This window comes from Pseudoalteromonas peptidolytica, from assembly GCF_012641745.1.
Classification (GTDB): Bacteria; Pseudomonadota; Gammaproteobacteria; order Enterobacterales; family Alteromonadaceae; genus Pseudoalteromonas; species Pseudoalteromonas peptidolytica.
The window spans coordinates 1-17,455 of sequence record NZ_WEHZ01000043.1; the positions used below are offsets into that span (position 1 = coordinate 1).

Below are 17,455 nucleotides of genomic sequence, written 5' to 3' on the forward strand. Positions count from 1 at the left end.
ACCCTAGCAGCGAAAGCCGAAGGAATATGGCCTAATCAACTCAGTTTCTCAAGCTGCTCGATGGCGGTGATTCAATACTTCTCATCAATATCAATAATGAGTCCCGGTAACATTCCAATTCACTGGGAGCATCTGCTAGGTACGCTAAGACTATTTAAACTGCCACCTAGAAGAGAAGATAGGCAGTATCCAAGAGCGATAAAGCCTAAGCCATCAAAGTACCCATATAAAAAAGAAATGCCAGTCAGCTTAACTGACTGGCATTGGGCTAACAGCCCCTTTTTTAATGTCTTTACGAAATAGTTATTGCTTAATAACGGTTGTCGATATTTGCGTCGTGGCAATGTCAGCAGCTTCAAAAGGTAACGTCACCAACTCATTTTGCTCACTATAATGGCGGGTTTGATCGTTACTATTCTCTGCATCTGGATGTTGTGATTGAGAATAGGTCAACAGGCCTTGTGCCTTCACGCCCGTTTGCTCAAAGTCTACAACCATCATCCAACTAGAACCAAAGTGGAGCTCGTATCCACGTTGTGACAATCCACTCCACAGCGGCCTGCTATTGTATGGCGTTGTTACAGGTGGCGTTGGCACAGGTGCAAATATGGTTTGGTCAAGGCGATTTTGCGTTGCAAATACATTTAGCCCGCCCTCAACGTTCATATTACCCTGCCACGCAAAACGCTGCCCATACTGCTCAAAAAATTGCAACTCTCCAAGCGATGCCTCCAGTGCAAAGCCCGCATGGCGAATAATTTCACCAGCGATAGCCAGCTCTTTAAATAACGCTTCATCAACCCGAATATTACGCGGCGTATTCACAGGATCTTGCGCATCAAAACTGACTTCAAAGTCTTCCCTGTCGTTGACCCTTGCAACGAACTCCCGCACTAAATGCGCCGCAATCGATGTTTGATTGAAGTGCCCATCCCATTTTTGCAAGGCTGCACAGCTTGGCGCGAGCGCAATTGATTGCTCATCAATCGTGATGGTTTTGCTTTGCCAACCTTGTTTACAAGCGGTAATGACATCGTCAATTATTGGAGTTATGAGCGCAGTATTCGATAGCAAAATGGTCGCCACTTCATCAACACTAAATTTATTATCAGCCCCGACTGGGTGACTCACTTTGGCTAGGGAATGTCGTGTTCTGCGACTTTGTAATACACTGTGCTGACCATAAAGTGGAGAAACTTTAGCTATCGGTGCACTCGCATTGGCGAGCCAATATGAGTCATTTGCATTTTGCACGTAATCTGCACGTGTTAGCTTTGGTTTTGCTTCATACGGTACACTTTGCTGATAATAATACACCGCCGAGTCACCTGGCAGTACCGGGACTCTGAACTTTGCAAAGTACTGCTTCGCCTGCGCGTTATCATTGAGATATTCTAATGCAATTGGGGGAAGGTCTGGCACATTGGCAGCATCGATATAAAATGCTTGTCCGTCTTTATCGGTATAAATCACATTATTAAACATCAAGCCATTGTGATCTTTAAAAGTTTGTTGGAACTCAGCGAGTGTTTGCGCTTTATTCAGTGCCAACCAATGATCGATTGCCGCAAAGCTATTTATATTGGTATTTTTTAACATATAGGCATGTTGATCACTCCAACCTAACACTTTGGGGATTTCGACCATCATGCCACCTTCTGCTTTATACACAGGCTTGTGTAGTCTGTATATTTCACCTGAGTCACTAAGCACTTCAATTGCGACATCCTTAACAGTTATCTGCTTCGTTTCGCCGTCAACAACATATTTTAATGGATCAGTTGCATCGAGCGTTAAACGATAAATTACACTCTGTGTTGAGGCTGAGTAGGTATGGCTCCACGCGATATTGTGGTTAAAACCAATATTTACCGCTGCGGGGAAGCCAAGTAACGATGCCCCCATTACATCTAGCTGACCTGGGATGTTGGCATGATACGCCCAAAAGCGCATTTGCCCGGTCATAGGAAAGTGCGGGTTTGCCATCAATAACCCTTTGCCATCATCACTCAATGCACCACCAATTGCCCAAGCATTAGAGCCTTGAGTAACAAGCGTATCTGCACTTGGGACAGCAGCAAGGGGAGCGGTCAGCGAAACTGGCTTTGCTGCACTTGGCAGCCATTCATTAGCCTGTCCAGGATGTGCTTGTAAGATAGCTGTTGCGAATTGTCCAAGACTGACTCCACTTCCTGCTGCGGCGATATTGGCAAGTACGTCAATTGCGGTGATTGGTTGCACCCAGTTTTGCCCTTGGCAGGTTGGCTCAAGACTCGCTTTACCCTGCTCTACCTCTGCGAGATACAAATTAAAGCCCGCTGCAAACCCCTCAGCTGCAGCTTGTGTATTTTCAGAAAGGTGAGGAAAGGCTAACTTAGCTTGTTGATGAATATCGGCTATCTTAAAGAGGTAATCAGACATAACATGACGGTTGTCCCCTGTACGATGCAAGTCAGCACCCAAATATTTAGCGCGCTCACCACGTACTCGCAAGTAACTATCCGCTAAAACACAAGCATGATCTTGTGCCTGTGCATAACCAGAGCCAAAAGCCAAAGAGCGCAGATCATGCGCCGTAACATGTGCGATACCAAACTCAGTACGCGTGATCTTCGCTTTAAGCTTGCTGTCATCTTGTGTGTTATTACTTTGAATTGACGAGTAGTCCGCCTGACATGCTACAGAGCCAAATAATAATAATGGAACGAGCAGTAAATTAGAGTTCATACCTATCCTTTTCTTGTTACTGAGTAGTAGAAGCAATTGAAGTAGCGCTTCAATTAATTTCGAGGGTGAAATAAATCACTTACTTAAGGTGAGATATAAAAAACGGGTGATTATCACCCGTTTCAGTTATTGATTTTCTAGCTCTGCGACCAACGCTTCCTCAACTAGAAATGCCAAGTTATCAATCGTGGGATCTTCAAAAAAGGCAGCTGGTGTGATTTCAACAGCAAAGATTTGCTTTGCTTTTGCTATCATCTGTATCGCTATCAGAGAGTCTCCACCTAACGCAAAAAAGTTATCGAAGATACCAACTTCTGTATAACCCAGAGACTCACACCACAAGTTAGCTAGGCGCTGCTCCAGCTCGCTTTCGGGCGCTTCAAACTCAACATCCAAAGGTGGTCGCGCTTTACCTTGTGACGTCAGCGGCTGCGCAGAGTCAACGCTACCCAGGGTCTCAAGTAATGCTTGAAGTTTGATTTCACGCTGCGCCCAACTCATGGCTGCGGCATAAATATGTGGAACATCACTTGTAAGCGCCTGCTTGAATAATGCTGCGCCTTGTTCACGACTTAAACCAAGCCCACTTGCCACTTGCTGCCCTGCGGCCATGCCTATGTTGTCCCATCCATCCCAGTTAATAGTGCAAACGGGAAATGGTAACGCGCGATAAGTGACGACATCAAGATAGGCATTCGCAGCACAATAGTCACTTTGCGCAAACGCCCCGAGTACGGAAGCGAGCGAAGAGCACAGTATCATTTTTGTTAACGAGTGCTGTGCAAATACGGTCAGTAAATTGTCCGCACCTGAGACTTTTGCTGCCAATGTCATCGTCACTTGTTCAGCGGTTAGCTGTGGCAGAACGCCACCTCCAGCAACCCCAGCGGCATGCACAACATGCGTAATACTGCCTAAGTTGGTCTCAGCTTTATAGACCGCATCGCTCAACTCGGTTAAATCAGTAACATCACCTTGTAATACCATTAAATCAGGTGCTGTGGTTTGTAATGCACACAACTGCGTAAACAACGCCCTTTCATCTTCTGTGTCAGCGTTCGCTGCCAAACGCTGCCATTGTGTTGGATCTGGTATTGCTCTGCGACTGAGTAGAGCAAGTTTATGTCCTTGCTGTGCAAGTTGCTCGGCAAGAACAAGGGTTACACCACCTAGGCCGCCAGTAATAAAGCTAACGGCTTGCTCAGTGCAAGCTGGCACTGTTGTCACCTCCGCCAGTGTCTGTTGTGACAAGCTAAAGGCGTTTTTACCACGGATCGCCACTTCCACGCTCTGATCGTAAAGTAAATGCTGAAGTAACGTCGAATTGAGCCTATTGTTCGCGGCGTTGGCAATCGCTTCATCAACATCAAGTACTTGTATTGCTAACTGTGATGCTTCGTGGCGTAATGCCCGCGTTGCACCTAAAAGTGTCGCTTTTTGCGGTGATATGGCTTCATTTCCCAACACCGAAAATAGTCCAGTGGTCACAAGGCTTACCGCGGTTTTGTTAGCCACCGCCCATTGAAACAGTGCTAAGTGGCTCGAAAATGCCAATACATCATCACCGAGTAATCTTAAATCAAGGACTCTGTCGATACTGCCAGATTGTGCCGCAATCGCTTCTAGGGTTTCAGCTTGTTGCGTATCGCCACGGTATACTTGCGCCTGCTGCAGCTCAAAATCACGACTATGCCACAGTTGGAGTACTGCAACTTGCTGAGCTTGAAGTGCATTCACCAACACACCGCAAAGTGGGCTATCATCACAAATCACCAGCCATTGCTCTGCGCTCGGCACTTGGCTTGCGCTTGGTAGCGGTGGCGTTTGTTGCCAGATTGGCGTAAGTAACTCAGGGGGAGTGTCTTGCGATCCAACAACCTGTGCTTGTAACTGCTGTGCCTCTTGCCAAAAACGCGTATCTGCAAATACATACTCTGGTGTGATCATCATTTGACCACGTGGATAGTCAGTGACTTGCTGCCAGCTAATCTCATGACCGCGCTGCCAAAGTGCCGCAAGCGTGTTGATAAAAGGAGGTATGGCCGCTTTCAGATCTCTTACATGTGCAATCGAGTGTAGCGCGAGTGCTTGCTCACCAAGATTCTGCATGCTGAGTTTTTGCAATGTATCGCCAGGGCCTGCTTCTATTAGCACTGGGCATGATTGCGCTAGCGTTTGTACACCTTGGGCAAACTTAACTGGCTTGCGGATATGATCCAGCCAATACTGTGTTGACGTTGCCTGAGTCGCCGTGATCCACTCTCCGGTAACATTAGAGACAAATGGCAGTGTTGGGGTATGTAGCTCAACCTTTGCTAGTGCCTCTGCAAACGTTGCCAACACGGGTTCTGTCAGGTGACTATGAAATGCGTGAGAAACGTGTAAACGTGTACAGCTTATTTGCTGCTCTTTTAAGGTGCTTTGCAGCGCTTTGATAGTTGCTTTTGTCCCTGCCACCACCGTATTTTGAGGGCTATTTTGCGCAGCAATATCTAACTCAGAATGCAGATAAGTTTGTACTTGCTCCGCGCTTGCCATCACCGATAACATCGCCCCTTCTGACATTTGCTGTAGTGCTTCACCGCGTGCGATGACCAGTGTAATGGCATCATCTACCGACATAACGCCAGCCAAACACGCAGCAACATATTCGCCAATGCTGTGGCCTAACATTGCATGTATTTGCACACCATGCGTCTGATAACATTTAGCCATCGCATACGCCACAATAAAGAGTGCAGGTTGTGTAACTCGAGTTTGATTTAAGAGCTGATTGGCTGCCAAAATCTGCTCATCTGATGGGAAAAACACGGCTTGTAGCTCTGACTGGAGTTGGCTCGGCACGCGCGCCATTACATCATCAAAGTGCGTTTTAAATGCAGTGATATGCTGATATAAAGGCTGTGCCATCGTGACATATTGCGAGCCTTGACCTGAAAACAACAAACCAACCGGTTCTGCTTTCGTGGTGGTACAATCAATCTGCTCACGACTTAATATCTCGAGCGCATGAGTCGCATCTTTCACCGCAATGGCATGGCAGGCTGACAAGCGACGCTTCTTGTGTTGTAACTGCGCCGCAACCAGAGATAGCTGCTGCGGGTGCTGCTCTATAACTTTAGCCAGCTGCTGGCACTGTTTTTTAATACTGTCTGGGTTAGCCGCCGATATAGGCAAGATATGCCAAGGCGCGGAGGTACTTGTCCCCTTACCCTCGGGCGCTTGATACTCTTCAACAATCACATGTGCGTTTGTTCCACCCATACCAAGCGAGCTGACCGCAGCCCTGCGAGGAACATCACTGTGCCACGTTTGCACCTGCTGGGGTAAATAAAAAGGGCTCGCCTCAAAGTCGATTTTACTATTGAGTGGCGTGCAGTGGATACTCGGTGGGATCTCTTTATGGCGTAAAGCTTGTATTGCTTTAATTAAACCGGTTACGCCAGCCGCTGAGTCTAAATGACCAATATTCGCCTTGATTGAGCCAAGCGCGCAGTATTGTTTTTCAGTGTGTTGATATGCCTGCGATAAGGCGGCGACTTCGATAGGATCGCCAAGCTTAGTGCCGGTGCCGTGAGTTTCTATGTAGCCAATTGAACGGGGATCAACATCAGCAAACTCGAGCGCCGCACGTATTGCACCCGCCTGCCCTGTGATACTCGGTGCGGTGTAGCCTACTTTGTCTCTACCGTCATTATTAACCGCCGAACCTTTGATCACCGCTAAGATATGATCGCCATCCTCTATGGCTTCCTCAACACGCTTGAGTACCACAGCAGCGCTACCACTACCAATTAAAATGCCATCCGCGTGCTCACCAAACGCGCTTAATTTACCGCTAGTCGATAAACTTCCACCTACTGGGGCTAGGTAGCCTTGGTCATCTAGTAGATTGAGCCACACCCCACCTGCAAGCGCACTATCACATTCATAGTTTTGCAACGCGCGGCAGGCCATGTGCACTGCCACCAAAGAAGTTGAGCAAGCAGTTTGCACCGTTACCGCCGGCCCAGTTAAATCTAATTCATAACTGATCCGAGTTGCCAGTGCGTCTTTTTCATTACCATTGGTGAGCGCCAATAAGCTAGTAATATCATTATCTTGCTGCTGGGGAAGTAGGTGTTTCAGCAAATATGCAGGCACACCACATCCTGCAAATACGCCGGTAAACTGGCCTGCTTCCATTAGGCCTGCCTGCTCTAACGCATGCCAGCAGGTTTGCAAAAATAGTCGCTGCTGCGGATCTAACTGGGTTGCTTCTTTTGGTGTGTAACCAAAAAATTCAGCATCAAACTGATCTTTATTGGCAAATGGGATAGCAGCCTTCACATAATCCGCATGTTCACGCTGTGCTTCGCTTACCCCCGCAGCTGCAAGCTCGTCATCAGTGAGGGTGTTAATCGCGCAGTGGCCACTACGAACGTTGTGCCATAATGCGTCAACATTATCCGCATCAGGAAAGCGGCCTACCATACCTACCACGGCAATATCTAAAGGGTTAAATGTTTGCTCTGTCATCGTTTATGCTTCTCTTGATTTTCGCTTCTTGGCAGCAAAGGCATTCATGGCTTGCTTTTGTTTTTTACTATTTGGCGCTTTTGACGACGCAACTTGGGGGCTTGACTGACTGGTTAAATGAGCCGCCAAGCTGGCAATACTGGGGTATTGAAATAGATCCGTTAAGGCTAATGATGGGTGATCTTGTTTTAGCTCATCAAAGATAGCCATTAGCATCAATGAGTGACCGCCTAAGTCAAAGAAGTTTTGCTCCATGGCAATGGCATCGCGCTGTAGATGGCGCGCAAATACTTGTAGCAACTGTTGCTCTAGTGCACTTCCTGTTTGTTGTGATAACAGCGGTTCAACAGTTGCCGATTCGATGTTGGGAAGCTTATGACGCTCTAATTTTCCGCTATCAGAAAGCGGCAACTTATCAAGCACTTGGATCACATCAGGGATCATGTAATGAGGTAAATGCTGTTGCAATGCTTGTTTTAACTCAGACTCACAAGTCTGCTCAGCCTCAACAAATGCGACGAGACTAGTAGTGCCTTGACCTTCTCTGAGTTGAACCACGGCGTGATTGACCTGAGGCAACTTACTTAGTTGCGATTCGACTTCTGAGAGCTCGACGCGAAAACCTCTGATTTTCACTTGATGATCGCGACGACCAATATATGCTAACTGATCACCTTGCCACCGCACTAAGTCGCCCGTGGCATACATGCGAGCACCATCGTCTCTAAATGGATCAGCAATGAACTTACAAGCAGTAAGTGCACTTTGCTGCCAGTATCCTCGAGCAAGAATGTCACCACCAATGTAAAGCTCACCAACTTCACCATGGGGTACTAACTGTAATCCCGAATCTAAAACATAAAGCTGTCGTCCCTGAATTGCCGTACCTACAGGTACAGTCGTCGATGAGCCAAGCGTGCGACAATCAAACACACTGGCTTCAACCACTATTTCTGTTGGCCCATAGGTATTTAATAATTTCACACCAGCCAATCCAGCGGCACGCCAATCCGCAATGCCGCTAACAGACATGGCTTCACCACCAGAGTGAACTTGGCGTAGGTGAGGCAATACCAGCGCGCCATCACGCTTAGCTTGCTGTGCCCATGATGCAGCAATTGAACGCCAATAAGCAGCACTGAGATCCATCACGCTAATATGATGACGCTTTGCTTGATGATACAAGGTTTGTGCATCCCACAGTGCGTCTTCTCTGAGCACTACTGTTGCGCCGACAGTCCAAGTTGGGAATACCTGCTCAACAAAGGCATCGAAATTGGCGGTTGCAAATTGCAGCACCACGTCATTCACTGTTAAGCCAATAAAGTCGATGGCCGATTCAATATATTTTGCCAATGCGTCATGCGCTATCGCGATACCTTTTGGTGTGCCCGTAGAGCCCGAGGTATAGTTCAAATACGCCACGGTATGCAGATTTGTAGCGCTAATTTCATTGCTGTTATCGCTATCCAAAGTCTCAAATAACTCAGCAGGAGTGTAAACGCCACCCGCACAAGTTATATTGACTTTGCTACCATCACTGATGAGCTTGCCACAGTTTGCATCCTTCAGCATGAACGCCAATTTAGCATCTGGGAAGTTGACATCTAATGGTAAATAACCCGCGCCGGCAAGCAGACATCCTAAGGTACAGGCTAACATCTCTGGTGTTCGTGGTAACAAAATACCAACGACCAGCTCTTCGTCACGGCCAGCTGTATTAAGCTGACGAGCTACGGCATGTGCCCGTTGCCACAACCAACTGTAGCTATAATTTTGATCTCGATAAATAATAGCTGTAGCGTCTGGATTGGTGTTGGCATGATGTGCCAATTGTGCCAGCCACGAAGGTGTTGCTTCGCTGCTCGCTTTACCTTGACCCAACGCTAATAACTCAGCGGGCTGTTTTACCGTCGTCAGCTCCGCGATTGCTTTTTGTGGCGCTTGAGTAGCATGCTCAAGTACCGTCAACCAACTTTGTATAAAGGTCTGCATTTGCGCGTCTGAAAATAGCGCACTGTTGTATTGCAGCTCGATATCAAGGTGACCGTCATCAAACAATTTTGAGTCTACACTAAAGTCAAACTGCGCTTGCTGATTGAGTGCCTCTACACCTTCAGCACGCAGTGATGTACATGCACCCCATGGGTTCGCTTGGTATTCCACATGGTTCAGCATGAACTGGAATAATGGGTTTTTCCCCAATTGGCGCTCTGGGTTTAGCACTTCAACTAACTTTTCAAACGGATAGTCTTGATGTTGCTGCGCCTCAAGGGCACGCTGTTTAACCTGTGCTAGCACTTCAGTGAATGACATCGCAGGCTGAATATGTGCACTGATCACTTGGGTGTTGACAAAAAAGCCCAACATTTCTTGAGTAGCGGCACTACGACGGTTTGCAATCGGGACGCCAATTCTTGGCTTGGCCTTGGCGTATAGGCGATAAAACGTGACTTGCAAGGACGCCAACAACAGCATATACAAACTGGCACCTTGTTGATGAGCGAAAGCCTGAAGTTGCTGCACCTGACGATACCCGACTCGTTCGCCAAGTAGCGCCGACGCAGGTTCTGCTAAGCTATTGCCATACTGCGGTGTAATAAGTTCCTCATCCCCATCACCTGACAACTGAGCCAGCCAGTATGCTTTTTGCTGCAAAGCTTCTGCGCTTTCAAGCCAATCTTGCTGCCACTGAGCGAAATCACCATATTGCAATAACGGGAGTGCTTGCGCTGTCTCCACCCCGTCTTCCAAAGCTTGATAAGCCTCAGCGATTTGTTTAAGTAGCAGTTCAAATGACCACGCATCACCAACGATATGGTGCATTGCAATCAGTAATCTATGCTGCTGTGGCGCAACTTTTATCAGTGCTACTCTGAAGCACTCTCCCTCTGCAAGTGCGAAAGGTGTGCGATACCACTTTGCTATCCACTGCGACTGTATATCTTGCGTACACAGTGATAAATCTTCTTCACACCAAACCATTTCACGAGAAGACGCTGACTGTCGCCACATACCATCACGACTTTTAATAAATTGCTGTCGCAAGATAGGATGGCGTTCAAATACTGTACTACATGCCAGCTGAATATGCGCATTGGACAAGGCGCCGGTTAACGTAGTTTTTGCACCAATATGATAGGCATTACTGTCTGGCTGTAATTGCCAAAGGAATAGTTGCCGCTGCTGCTGAGCACTCAATGGATAATCTGTTTGTTGAGACGGCTGCAATTGTATTTGCGTGCTGAGTTGCGCTTTGTTTTGTTTTACGAACTCGCAAAATGCACCAAATTCTGGTGCGGTGAACAAACAAGTGGTGTCTAATTGACAATCAAACTGGGTTTGTATCGCAGCAATTAAGCGCACCGCTTTGAGTGAGTTCCCGCCCAACGAGAAAAAATTTGCTTTATCGCTTGTGACTGGATAGTTGAGCACTTGCTGCCACAGTTGGGCAATGGTCAATTCAAAATCAGACCACTTTTCAGTGCTACACTCCGCCATAGTGAGATTGCGCAGCGCTTCGCTATCAAATGCCCCATACGGTACCAACCGTTCACGTTGATACAGTTTGAGACAGGCACTACGTTGTAGTTTGCCACTGGAGGTTTTCGGTAACGTGCCTTGATCTAGTAACAGCACTAACTCGGGACTATGTCCGAATTGGGTACTTACAAAGTTTCTGATAACTTCTGCGGTGTGTTCAGCCGCAACTGAGTTACGGTAACTATTACTAGTTTCAATCGCAAGACCGATCCCTTCACCCGTTTGGGCACAGGGTACCGGAAACGCTGAGACTCGGCCTTTACGTACAAAGTTTAGTTCCGCCTCAATGATCCTTTCTATATCTTGAGGGTAAACATTGTGGCCATTCATAATGATCAGGTCTTTTTCTCGTCCAGAAATAAACAACTGACCATCATAGATGTAACCAACATCACCGGTTCTTAACCAACGCTTACCGTCCAATTCTACAAATGTTGCTTGTGTCGCAGCTTCATTTTGCCAATACCCTACAGCAATGCTTGGGCCTGCGGTCCATATTTCGCCAATTTCACCATCATCAAGGCGCTGCTGTGTATGCGGGTCGCTAATACGCAAAAAATGCTCGCTGGCAACCACACCACATCCAACCTGATGGCGGTATTGCACGGTATTTCGCCAATCCTGACTCGGCACCTGAGTTGCCTTTCCTGCTGCCAGTGCTTCGCTATCAAATGCAGCAACATACGCCCCCTGTCCTGCATGACTACCTGTTACCATCAGGGTGCCTTCGGCAAGACCGTAACAGGGGTAGATGGCTTGCTTGTCCAACCCACATACAGCAAAGCGCTCTGCAAAATCAATCAAGGTGTCATGCCGGATAGGCTCAGCGCCTGAAAAAGCAACCCGCCAATGACTAAGATCTAGCGTTTCCATTACCTGTGGTTTGATGCGCTCTAAGCATAAGCGAAATGAAAAGTCAGGCCCGCCAGAAATCGTTCCTTTGTACTGACTCAGTAACTGCAACCATCTCACTGGTCGTTCCATAAAGTAACGAGGTGACGTCAATACCAGCGGGAAACCAATAAAGAGGGGCTGTAGCAGGCCGCCAATTAGTCCCATATCGTGAAACAGCGGCAACCAACTAATCATGATGTCATCAGCAGTTGTGGCCATTCGCTCACAGATAACGCGCTCATTGGCAATCAAGTTTTCATGGCTGACCATAACGCCTTTCGGAGCAGCAGTAGAGCCTGATGTATATTGTAAAAATGCAATGTCACTTGGTGCAACGTCAGCGCGCTCGGCTTTGCCATCAAATGGCGCTAGCGTATCAACACTCAACATCGAAGCATCAGGAGTTTGTGATGTCAGCGCTTGAACCGTCTCGCTAAAACGTGATGTGGTCAGGATCAATGTTGCACTGGCGTCTTTAGCAATCCCTATCGTTCGCGCTAGGTGTTGTGGTTTTGTTGACTCTGGAGGAAAACTGGGAATTGCGGTGATCCCACAGTATTGGCACGCTAAAAAGCTGGCTACATATTCAATGCCGGTTTCCATCAAGATTAGCGCTCTGTCGCCTATCTTTGCATGATGTTGAAAGTGACCTGCAAGAGACATTACCTTGTCTAGTAATGCTTGATAACTCCACTGTGTGGTTGCTTTGCGTTCGACACATACTAACGCAAGTTGCTCAGGTTGAGCTTCGGCATGGCGCGCAAGGTAGTCTGTAATGGTAATGGCAGACATAGATTACTCCGAGGATCTCCGATGTTTATAGCAGCACATGGCTAATTGAAAACGCTTGCTAACGAACAAAATTGGACAATATGGGCTCAATGATGAAACCTAAATTCCATAAACCCATCGACATTAAATAGATTAAAAAAGAGTGCGGATGATTAACTAGAAGATGCCTGACGCAAGCTCAGCGGTCTCATATCCACCCAGTGTTCGTTGATAAAATCAAGGCAAGTCTGCTTATCTCCTTCGCAGCCAGCTTCTTGCCATCCTCCAGGGATAGTCTTATAACTTGGCCATAAAGAGTACTGTTCCTCATGATTTATCAATACTTTAAATGTGCAATTCTCATTATCAAAGCTCATAACTTTTCACCCAGACTGTAAATAAACTAAGTTGCTAGCAATGACGCCTCACAGACAAAATTATTTAGTTTTATTTATTCGTTAATACTGTGCCGCCTCACAACTTAGTTAACACAAAAAATCAGATAAACACCTTAAGGCAAAATAAAAAACACATTAATAACATTAAGTTTTGACATTAATCGCACAGTATTCACCACGAATGGCCCGCTATTTTCTCCATAGTTCAGGAACCAGAGCAGGGAAGAGAACTTAACAACCTATTTTAAAAACAATAGGTTAAGATGTTTTTTACCCACCTTTTCAACCAAATACCCAAAACAAAAACTTTTGTTAATTTGAAGAAAAAACAATACACAAAAAGTAAACTTTTCACTTGACATCCCTCCCAGATAAAAAATAGAATAACTGATAATTATTATCATTTGCATTGTTGTTATTTTTGGAATACTTAAGGAGTAAGTCGCTGTGTCTCAATTTGCGCTAAAATGGTCGCGTGTTATTTCTGAAAACGAATCAAAATTACTTGTGTACCTAAGCAGTATTTTGCGCTGTCCATATTTGGCAGAAGATGCCCTGCAGGATACTTATATTAGATTGGCTGGTATGTCTAATTGTCAAAACCTAGCAGTTAAAAATGCAACAAGCTTTTGTTATCAAGTAGCAAGAAATATCGCCATTGATATGCTCAGAAAGTTTAACCGTGAAAATATTGTGGATATTGAGACAGGTCATCTAGAGCAACTTACCGATCAGCAGGTCGATCTTGAAGCAAAATATGAGAATGAACAGCTGAGCGGAAAAATCAATGAAACGATTGGAAAGCTCTCAAGACGCCACCAAAACATTCTCTCCTTTTATCGTAATGGTCGGCTAAAGCAAAAAGAGATTGCCAGCCTTTATAAAATCTCTCCAACTTTAGTCAACTTTATGATCAAAGAGGCAATCAGCAGCTGCCAAACAGAGTTAGTCAGTCATTAATGGCAAAAGCAGCGAATTAGCCTAAGGTTTAGCTCTGAGCTTAGCGGCAATAAAATCGGCATGTGCAACGTAAAATAAACCGGCAATTTTACGAATAATATGGTCTTCATGACTGTCTAGCTCGCCATCTGCATATGCCACATGCCACAGCAGCTCTATTACCTCGATGCGCTCTACATCATTGGTATGGTTGTTTATCTGTTTAGCAAATGAGTACATGTCCACTGCATGCTCGACCAACTGCTGCGCCTCATCAATAAGGGTTGTGACTTGAGCCTGTGGTAATTCACAACGCGTTTTTAGCAGCTCTGCGATTTTATCGAACTCTGATTGCTGCAACTTACCGTCCGCTCGCATTACCTCCACCAATAACGCAGCTAAAGCAGTATTAAAATCGAGCTCTTCTTTTGAAGCGGTTTCTTGCAAGCTTTGGAACAGCTTTTTTAGTTGGTTAAGCAAGTTGCTCATCTCCTATGTGATATACTATGAATGTAGCAGATTAAAAGGATAGTTATGCCTAAGTTATCATTAAGACCAAGCGCGTTAAAGCTAAGTTCTCTAACAGTGGGTGTAGCATTACTTAGCGCATGTCAATACACTCAGGTGCCAAAAGGTGAGGCTGAGAAACACTATGATTTTGACCATAAAGTCCATTATGAGCAAATCACTTATAGTGATACCTACTTTAAACTGGCTATAAAGCCTGATAGTTATGCACACTTCAGGCAGCAAAGTGTGTTCTTGCTACGTCACGCAAAGCGCTTATGCCAAGGTGCTCATCCACAAGTGACATTACTCAGTGGTGTACAAGATTTTGACAGGCTCCCATTAGAGCCAAGACCCTATCAAAATGATTTAGCAGTTGAAATAAAGTGTGTGGCAAGGTAATCACACACTTTACTTTCAACGCTTTATTGCATAGCTAACCTAATCTTCGAATAGTTAGTATTACAACTCAGCGCTGAACTTAGTCTTTATATCCCCATGGTGCTTTTGGTGCAGTCACCGGCTTCGTTAAATCAAAGTCGACACGAAACTCTCTTCCCTCACGAACTAAGCGATAGGTGAACTGCTCTGGGTAAATATACATTTGCCATGTATTCCCTACGGATTGAGGGATCCCTTGCTGGATGAATAACTGTTTTGAGTATTCATCCGCTGGAAACGACTGCACTGTGTTATACCCTGCATCTAAGGTATGCCCACCATACATAGTAGAAACATCATCGCTACCATCTTCATGACGGTGGTCGTGCTTTAGGCTCAAACCGCTGCCTGTTTTGGTGATGATCCACGTCCTTGACGCATCTTTACCTACATGAAACGGTACCTGAAGCTCAGTATCACTGCATTTGCGTACGTGCATCACAAGGCGCGCATCGCTAAAGCTGCTGGGACCTTGATTATCTACTGTTACTTTACCTTCATAAGCTTTGCCACAATGCGCTTTGATACTATCGAAAAACGCATCATGACTAGGAATTGAAACCAGCGGGGCTGGACGCGCAAAAGCTGCGCAACTCAAGGTCGTGAGTAGCGCGAAAGTTAATTTTTTCATTGGAGACACCTAAAACAAATAAAGCCAGAGCTTAATCAGCTTCTGGCTTGGTGGCAAAATTATTCGACCAAATTGAGTAACAAGTATTATTGCCAAGGTCTTGTCGTGGCCAGCTGCTGCTCAAACACATCAATTTGGGCATTCAATAATTCGGTCTCACCAATAAAATCAAGGCCACTCAAAAGCCGTGCTTTAATGTCTTCTCGCACCTCAAAGTCAATTGGCGTAATACCTGTTCCGCTTATCTGCTGCGCTTCTAGGTCAATACTCAAATGCACTTGTGATTGTTGCTCACATGCGTCGAAAAGCGTATCTAGCGTACTGGCTGGTAGCGCAATGCAAAGCATCTGATTATTGCCACAGTTGTTAAAGAAAATATCTGCAAAGCTCTCGGCTAAGATCACAGTAAAGCCATATTGTTTAAGTGCCCAAGGAGCATGCTCACGAGATGAGCCACAACCAAAGTTATCGCGTGTTAATAAAATTGATGCCCCTTGATACTGTGGGTAATTTAACACAAAGTTGGGATCTGGCTGACCTTCATCAAGATAGCGCCAGTCATAAAATAGCGCTTTGTCGAAGCCGTCACGACTGGTTGAAGTTAAAAACTGCTTGGGAATGATTTGGTCCGTATCAACATTATTTTTGTCTAGTGGCGCAACTAGGCCCTTGTGAAACACGCTCATGACGCCTCTCCTCGAATATCAGTAAAGTGACCTGCAATTGCTGCTGCGGCAGCCATTGCTGGACTCACCAAGTGCGTACGACCGCCTCGCCCTTGGCGTCCTTCAAAGTTACGGTTTGAGGTTGAAGCACAGCGCTTTTCAGCACCAAGGCGATCATCGTTCATTGCCAAGCACATAGAGCAACCCGGTTCGCGCCACTCAAATCCCGCGGCTTTAAAAATATCGGCTAAGCCCTCTTGTTCGGCTTGCTGCTTTACTAATCCAGATCCCGGGACAATAAGCGCTTCAACACCTGCTGCTACGCGTTTACCCGCTACCACTTGTGCCGCAGCGCGTAAGTCTTCAATCCGGCTATTGGTGCAAGAGCCAATAAATACAGTATCAACTTTGGCATCGCTTAGCCTTTGCCCTGCTGTGAGGCCCATATATTTCAGCGCGCTGCGCATCGCATCTGCTTTAACTAAATTAGGTTCATCGTCAGGGTTTGGGACTAAGTCATTAATCCCAATGACTTGCTCTGGGCTTGTTCCCCACGTTACTTGAGGTTGCACGCTATCAGCGTCTAACTCCACGACACGATCAAATTCGGCATCCGGGTCACTATGCAACGTTTGCCAGTAGCGCACCGCAGCATCAAAGTCTTTGCCTTGAGGTGAAAATGGACGCCCACGTAAATATTCAAATGTCTTTTCATCAGGTGCGATGAGCCCTGCCTTCGCCCCCATTTCAATACTCATATTACAGAGCGTCATTCGCGCTTCCATTGACAGTGCTTCAATGCCTGTGCCACAAAATTCAGCCACATAACCCGTGCCACCAGCTGTGCCTAATTGCCCAATCACAGCGAGGATCAAGTCTTTTGCAGTCACGGTCGGGCGCAATACGCCATTCACTTGAATCTTTAACGATTTGGCTTTTTTCTGTTGTAATGTTTGTGTTGCCAGCACGTGTTCAACTTCTGATGTACCAATACCATGAGCCAGCGCCCCAAATGCGCCATGTGTTGAAGTATGACTATCACCACACACTATGGTTGTGCCTGGCAAAGTGACCCCTTGCTCCGGCCCCATTACGTGTACTATGCCTTGGTTAATCGAGTTTAAGTCATATAGTACAATACCAAACTCTTCACAGTTTTGTGCCAAGGCTTGTAGCTGGTTTTTACTCACATCACTGGCTGCATCAAGTGAGCGACTTTTAGTTGATACATTATGATCCATCGTTGCAAAAGTTTTATGTGGACAACGCACGGAGCGGTTCTGCTCCTTCAATCCAGCGAACGCCTGCGGTGAAGTAACTTCGTGTACAAGGTGACGGTCGATGTACAGCAGATCCGTTTGTTCATTTAAATTGGCAACTACATGGGATTGCCAAATTTTATCGTATAATGTTTTTGCCAC

At 46.1% G+C, this 17,455-nt stretch carries 10 protein-coding genes and 1 pseudogene; 3 read left to right on the forward strand and 8 right to left on the reverse strand.

Annotated elements, in window-relative coordinates; translation table 11 throughout:
* Positions 1 to 303 (forward strand): annotated as a pseudogene (locus tag F9Y84_RS19945) (hypothetical protein); the annotation flags it as partial.
* Here the strand turns inward: F9Y84_RS19945 and F9Y84_RS19950 are convergent.
* The 4 genes from F9Y84_RS19950 to F9Y84_RS19965 all read right to left on the reverse strand — a co-directional run bounded on the left by F9Y84_RS19950 (position 304) and on the right by F9Y84_RS19965 (position 12,830).
* Positions 304 to 2,727 carry a penicillin acylase family protein gene (locus F9Y84_RS19950; protein ID WP_147389752.1) on the reverse strand — a complete coding sequence of 808 codons (2,424 nt, stop codon included), beginning with the start codon at positions 2,725 to 2,727 and terminating at the stop codon, positions 304 to 306. It lies immediately after the preceding pseudogene.
* Between the two features lie 126 nt (positions 2,728 to 2,853).
* Positions 2,854 to 7,245: a type I polyketide synthase gene (locus F9Y84_RS19955; protein ID WP_147389754.1), complete on the reverse strand. Its 4,392-nt coding sequence runs from the start codon at positions 7,243 to 7,245 to the stop codon at positions 2,854 to 2,856.
* 3 nt (positions 7,246 to 7,248) lie between these two features.
* Positions 7,249 to 12,474, reverse strand: a complete 5,226-nt coding sequence (locus F9Y84_RS19960) for a non-ribosomal peptide synthetase (protein WP_147389756.1) — start codon at positions 12,472 to 12,474, stop codon at positions 7,249 to 7,251.
* A 152-nt stretch (positions 12,475 to 12,626) separates the two neighbouring features.
* Positions 12,627 to 12,830, reverse strand: coding sequence for an MbtH family protein (locus F9Y84_RS19965; protein WP_125251326.1), 204 nt, complete (start codon positions 12,828 to 12,830; stop codon positions 12,627 to 12,629).
* Between the two features lie 468 nt (positions 12,831 to 13,298).
* Here F9Y84_RS19965 and F9Y84_RS19970 point away from each other — a divergent pair, with 468 nt between their 5' ends.
* Entirely contained in the window at positions 13,299 to 13,811 is a 513-nt protein-coding gene (locus tag F9Y84_RS19970) for an RNA polymerase sigma factor (RefSeq protein WP_147389758.1), read from the forward strand.
* 21 nt (positions 13,812 to 13,832) lie between these two features.
* Here the strand turns inward: F9Y84_RS19970 and F9Y84_RS19975 are convergent, their stop codons facing one another.
* Entirely contained in the window at positions 13,833 to 14,270 is a 438-nt protein-coding gene (locus tag F9Y84_RS19975; RefSeq protein WP_128729806.1) for a tellurite resistance TerB family protein, read from the reverse strand.
* A 54-nt stretch (positions 14,271 to 14,324) separates the two neighbouring features.
* Between F9Y84_RS19975 and F9Y84_RS19980 the strand changes: the two genes are divergently transcribed.
* Positions 14,325 to 14,699 carry a hypothetical protein gene (locus F9Y84_RS19980; RefSeq protein WP_147389760.1) on the forward strand — a complete coding sequence of 125 codons (375 nt, stop codon included), beginning with the start codon at positions 14,325 to 14,327 and terminating at the stop codon, positions 14,697 to 14,699.
* Between the two features lie 79 nt (positions 14,700 to 14,778).
* On the opposite strand, the gene F9Y84_RS19985 is transcribed toward F9Y84_RS19980, so the two are convergent.
* The 3 genes from F9Y84_RS19985 to leuC form a co-directional block, all read right to left on the reverse strand.
* Complete coding sequence (locus tag F9Y84_RS19985; RefSeq protein ID WP_125251323.1) at positions 14,779 to 15,369, reverse strand: hypothetical protein; 591 nt, start codon at positions 15,367 to 15,369, stop codon at positions 14,779 to 14,781.
* 86 nt (positions 15,370 to 15,455) lie between these two features.
* Complete coding sequence (leuD, locus tag F9Y84_RS19990) at positions 15,456 to 16,055, reverse strand: 3-isopropylmalate dehydratase small subunit (protein ID WP_147389762.1); 600 nt, start codon at positions 16,053 to 16,055, stop codon at positions 15,456 to 15,458.
* Positions 16,052 to 17,455: a 3-isopropylmalate dehydratase large subunit gene (gene leuC / locus F9Y84_RS19995; protein ID WP_147389764.1), complete on the reverse strand. Its 1,404-nt coding sequence runs from the start codon at positions 17,453 to 17,455 to the stop codon at positions 16,052 to 16,054. Before leuC ends, leuD begins: the two co-directional genes overlap by 4 nt.

Excerpts from the sequence above, each read along its gene's own strand:
- F9Y84_RS19950 (WP_147389752.1), bottom strand. The coding sequence starts at position 2,727 with ATGAACTCTAATTTACTGCTCGTTCCATTATTATTATTTGGCTCTGTA.
- F9Y84_RS19965 (WP_125251326.1), bottom strand. The coding sequence starts at position 12,830 with ATGAGCTTTGATAATGAGAATTGCACATTTAAAGTATTGATAAATCAT.
- F9Y84_RS19955 (WP_147389754.1), bottom strand. The coding sequence starts at position 7,245 with ATGACAGAGCAAACATTTAACCCTTTAGATATTGCCGTGGTAGGTATG.
- F9Y84_RS19985 (WP_125251323.1), bottom strand. The coding sequence starts at position 15,369 with ATGAAAAAATTAACTTTCGCGCTACTCACGACCTTGAGTTGCGCAGCT.
- F9Y84_RS19960 (WP_147389756.1), bottom strand. The coding sequence starts at position 12,474 with ATGTCTGCCATTACCATTACAGACTACCTTGCGCGCCATGCCGAAGCT.
- F9Y84_RS19980 (WP_147389760.1), top strand. The coding sequence starts at position 14,325 with ATGCCTAAGTTATCATTAAGACCAAGCGCGTTAAAGCTAAGTTCTCTA.
- leuD (WP_147389762.1), bottom strand. The coding sequence starts at position 16,055 with ATGAGCGTGTTTCACAAGGGCCTAGTTGCGCCACTAGACAAAAATAAT.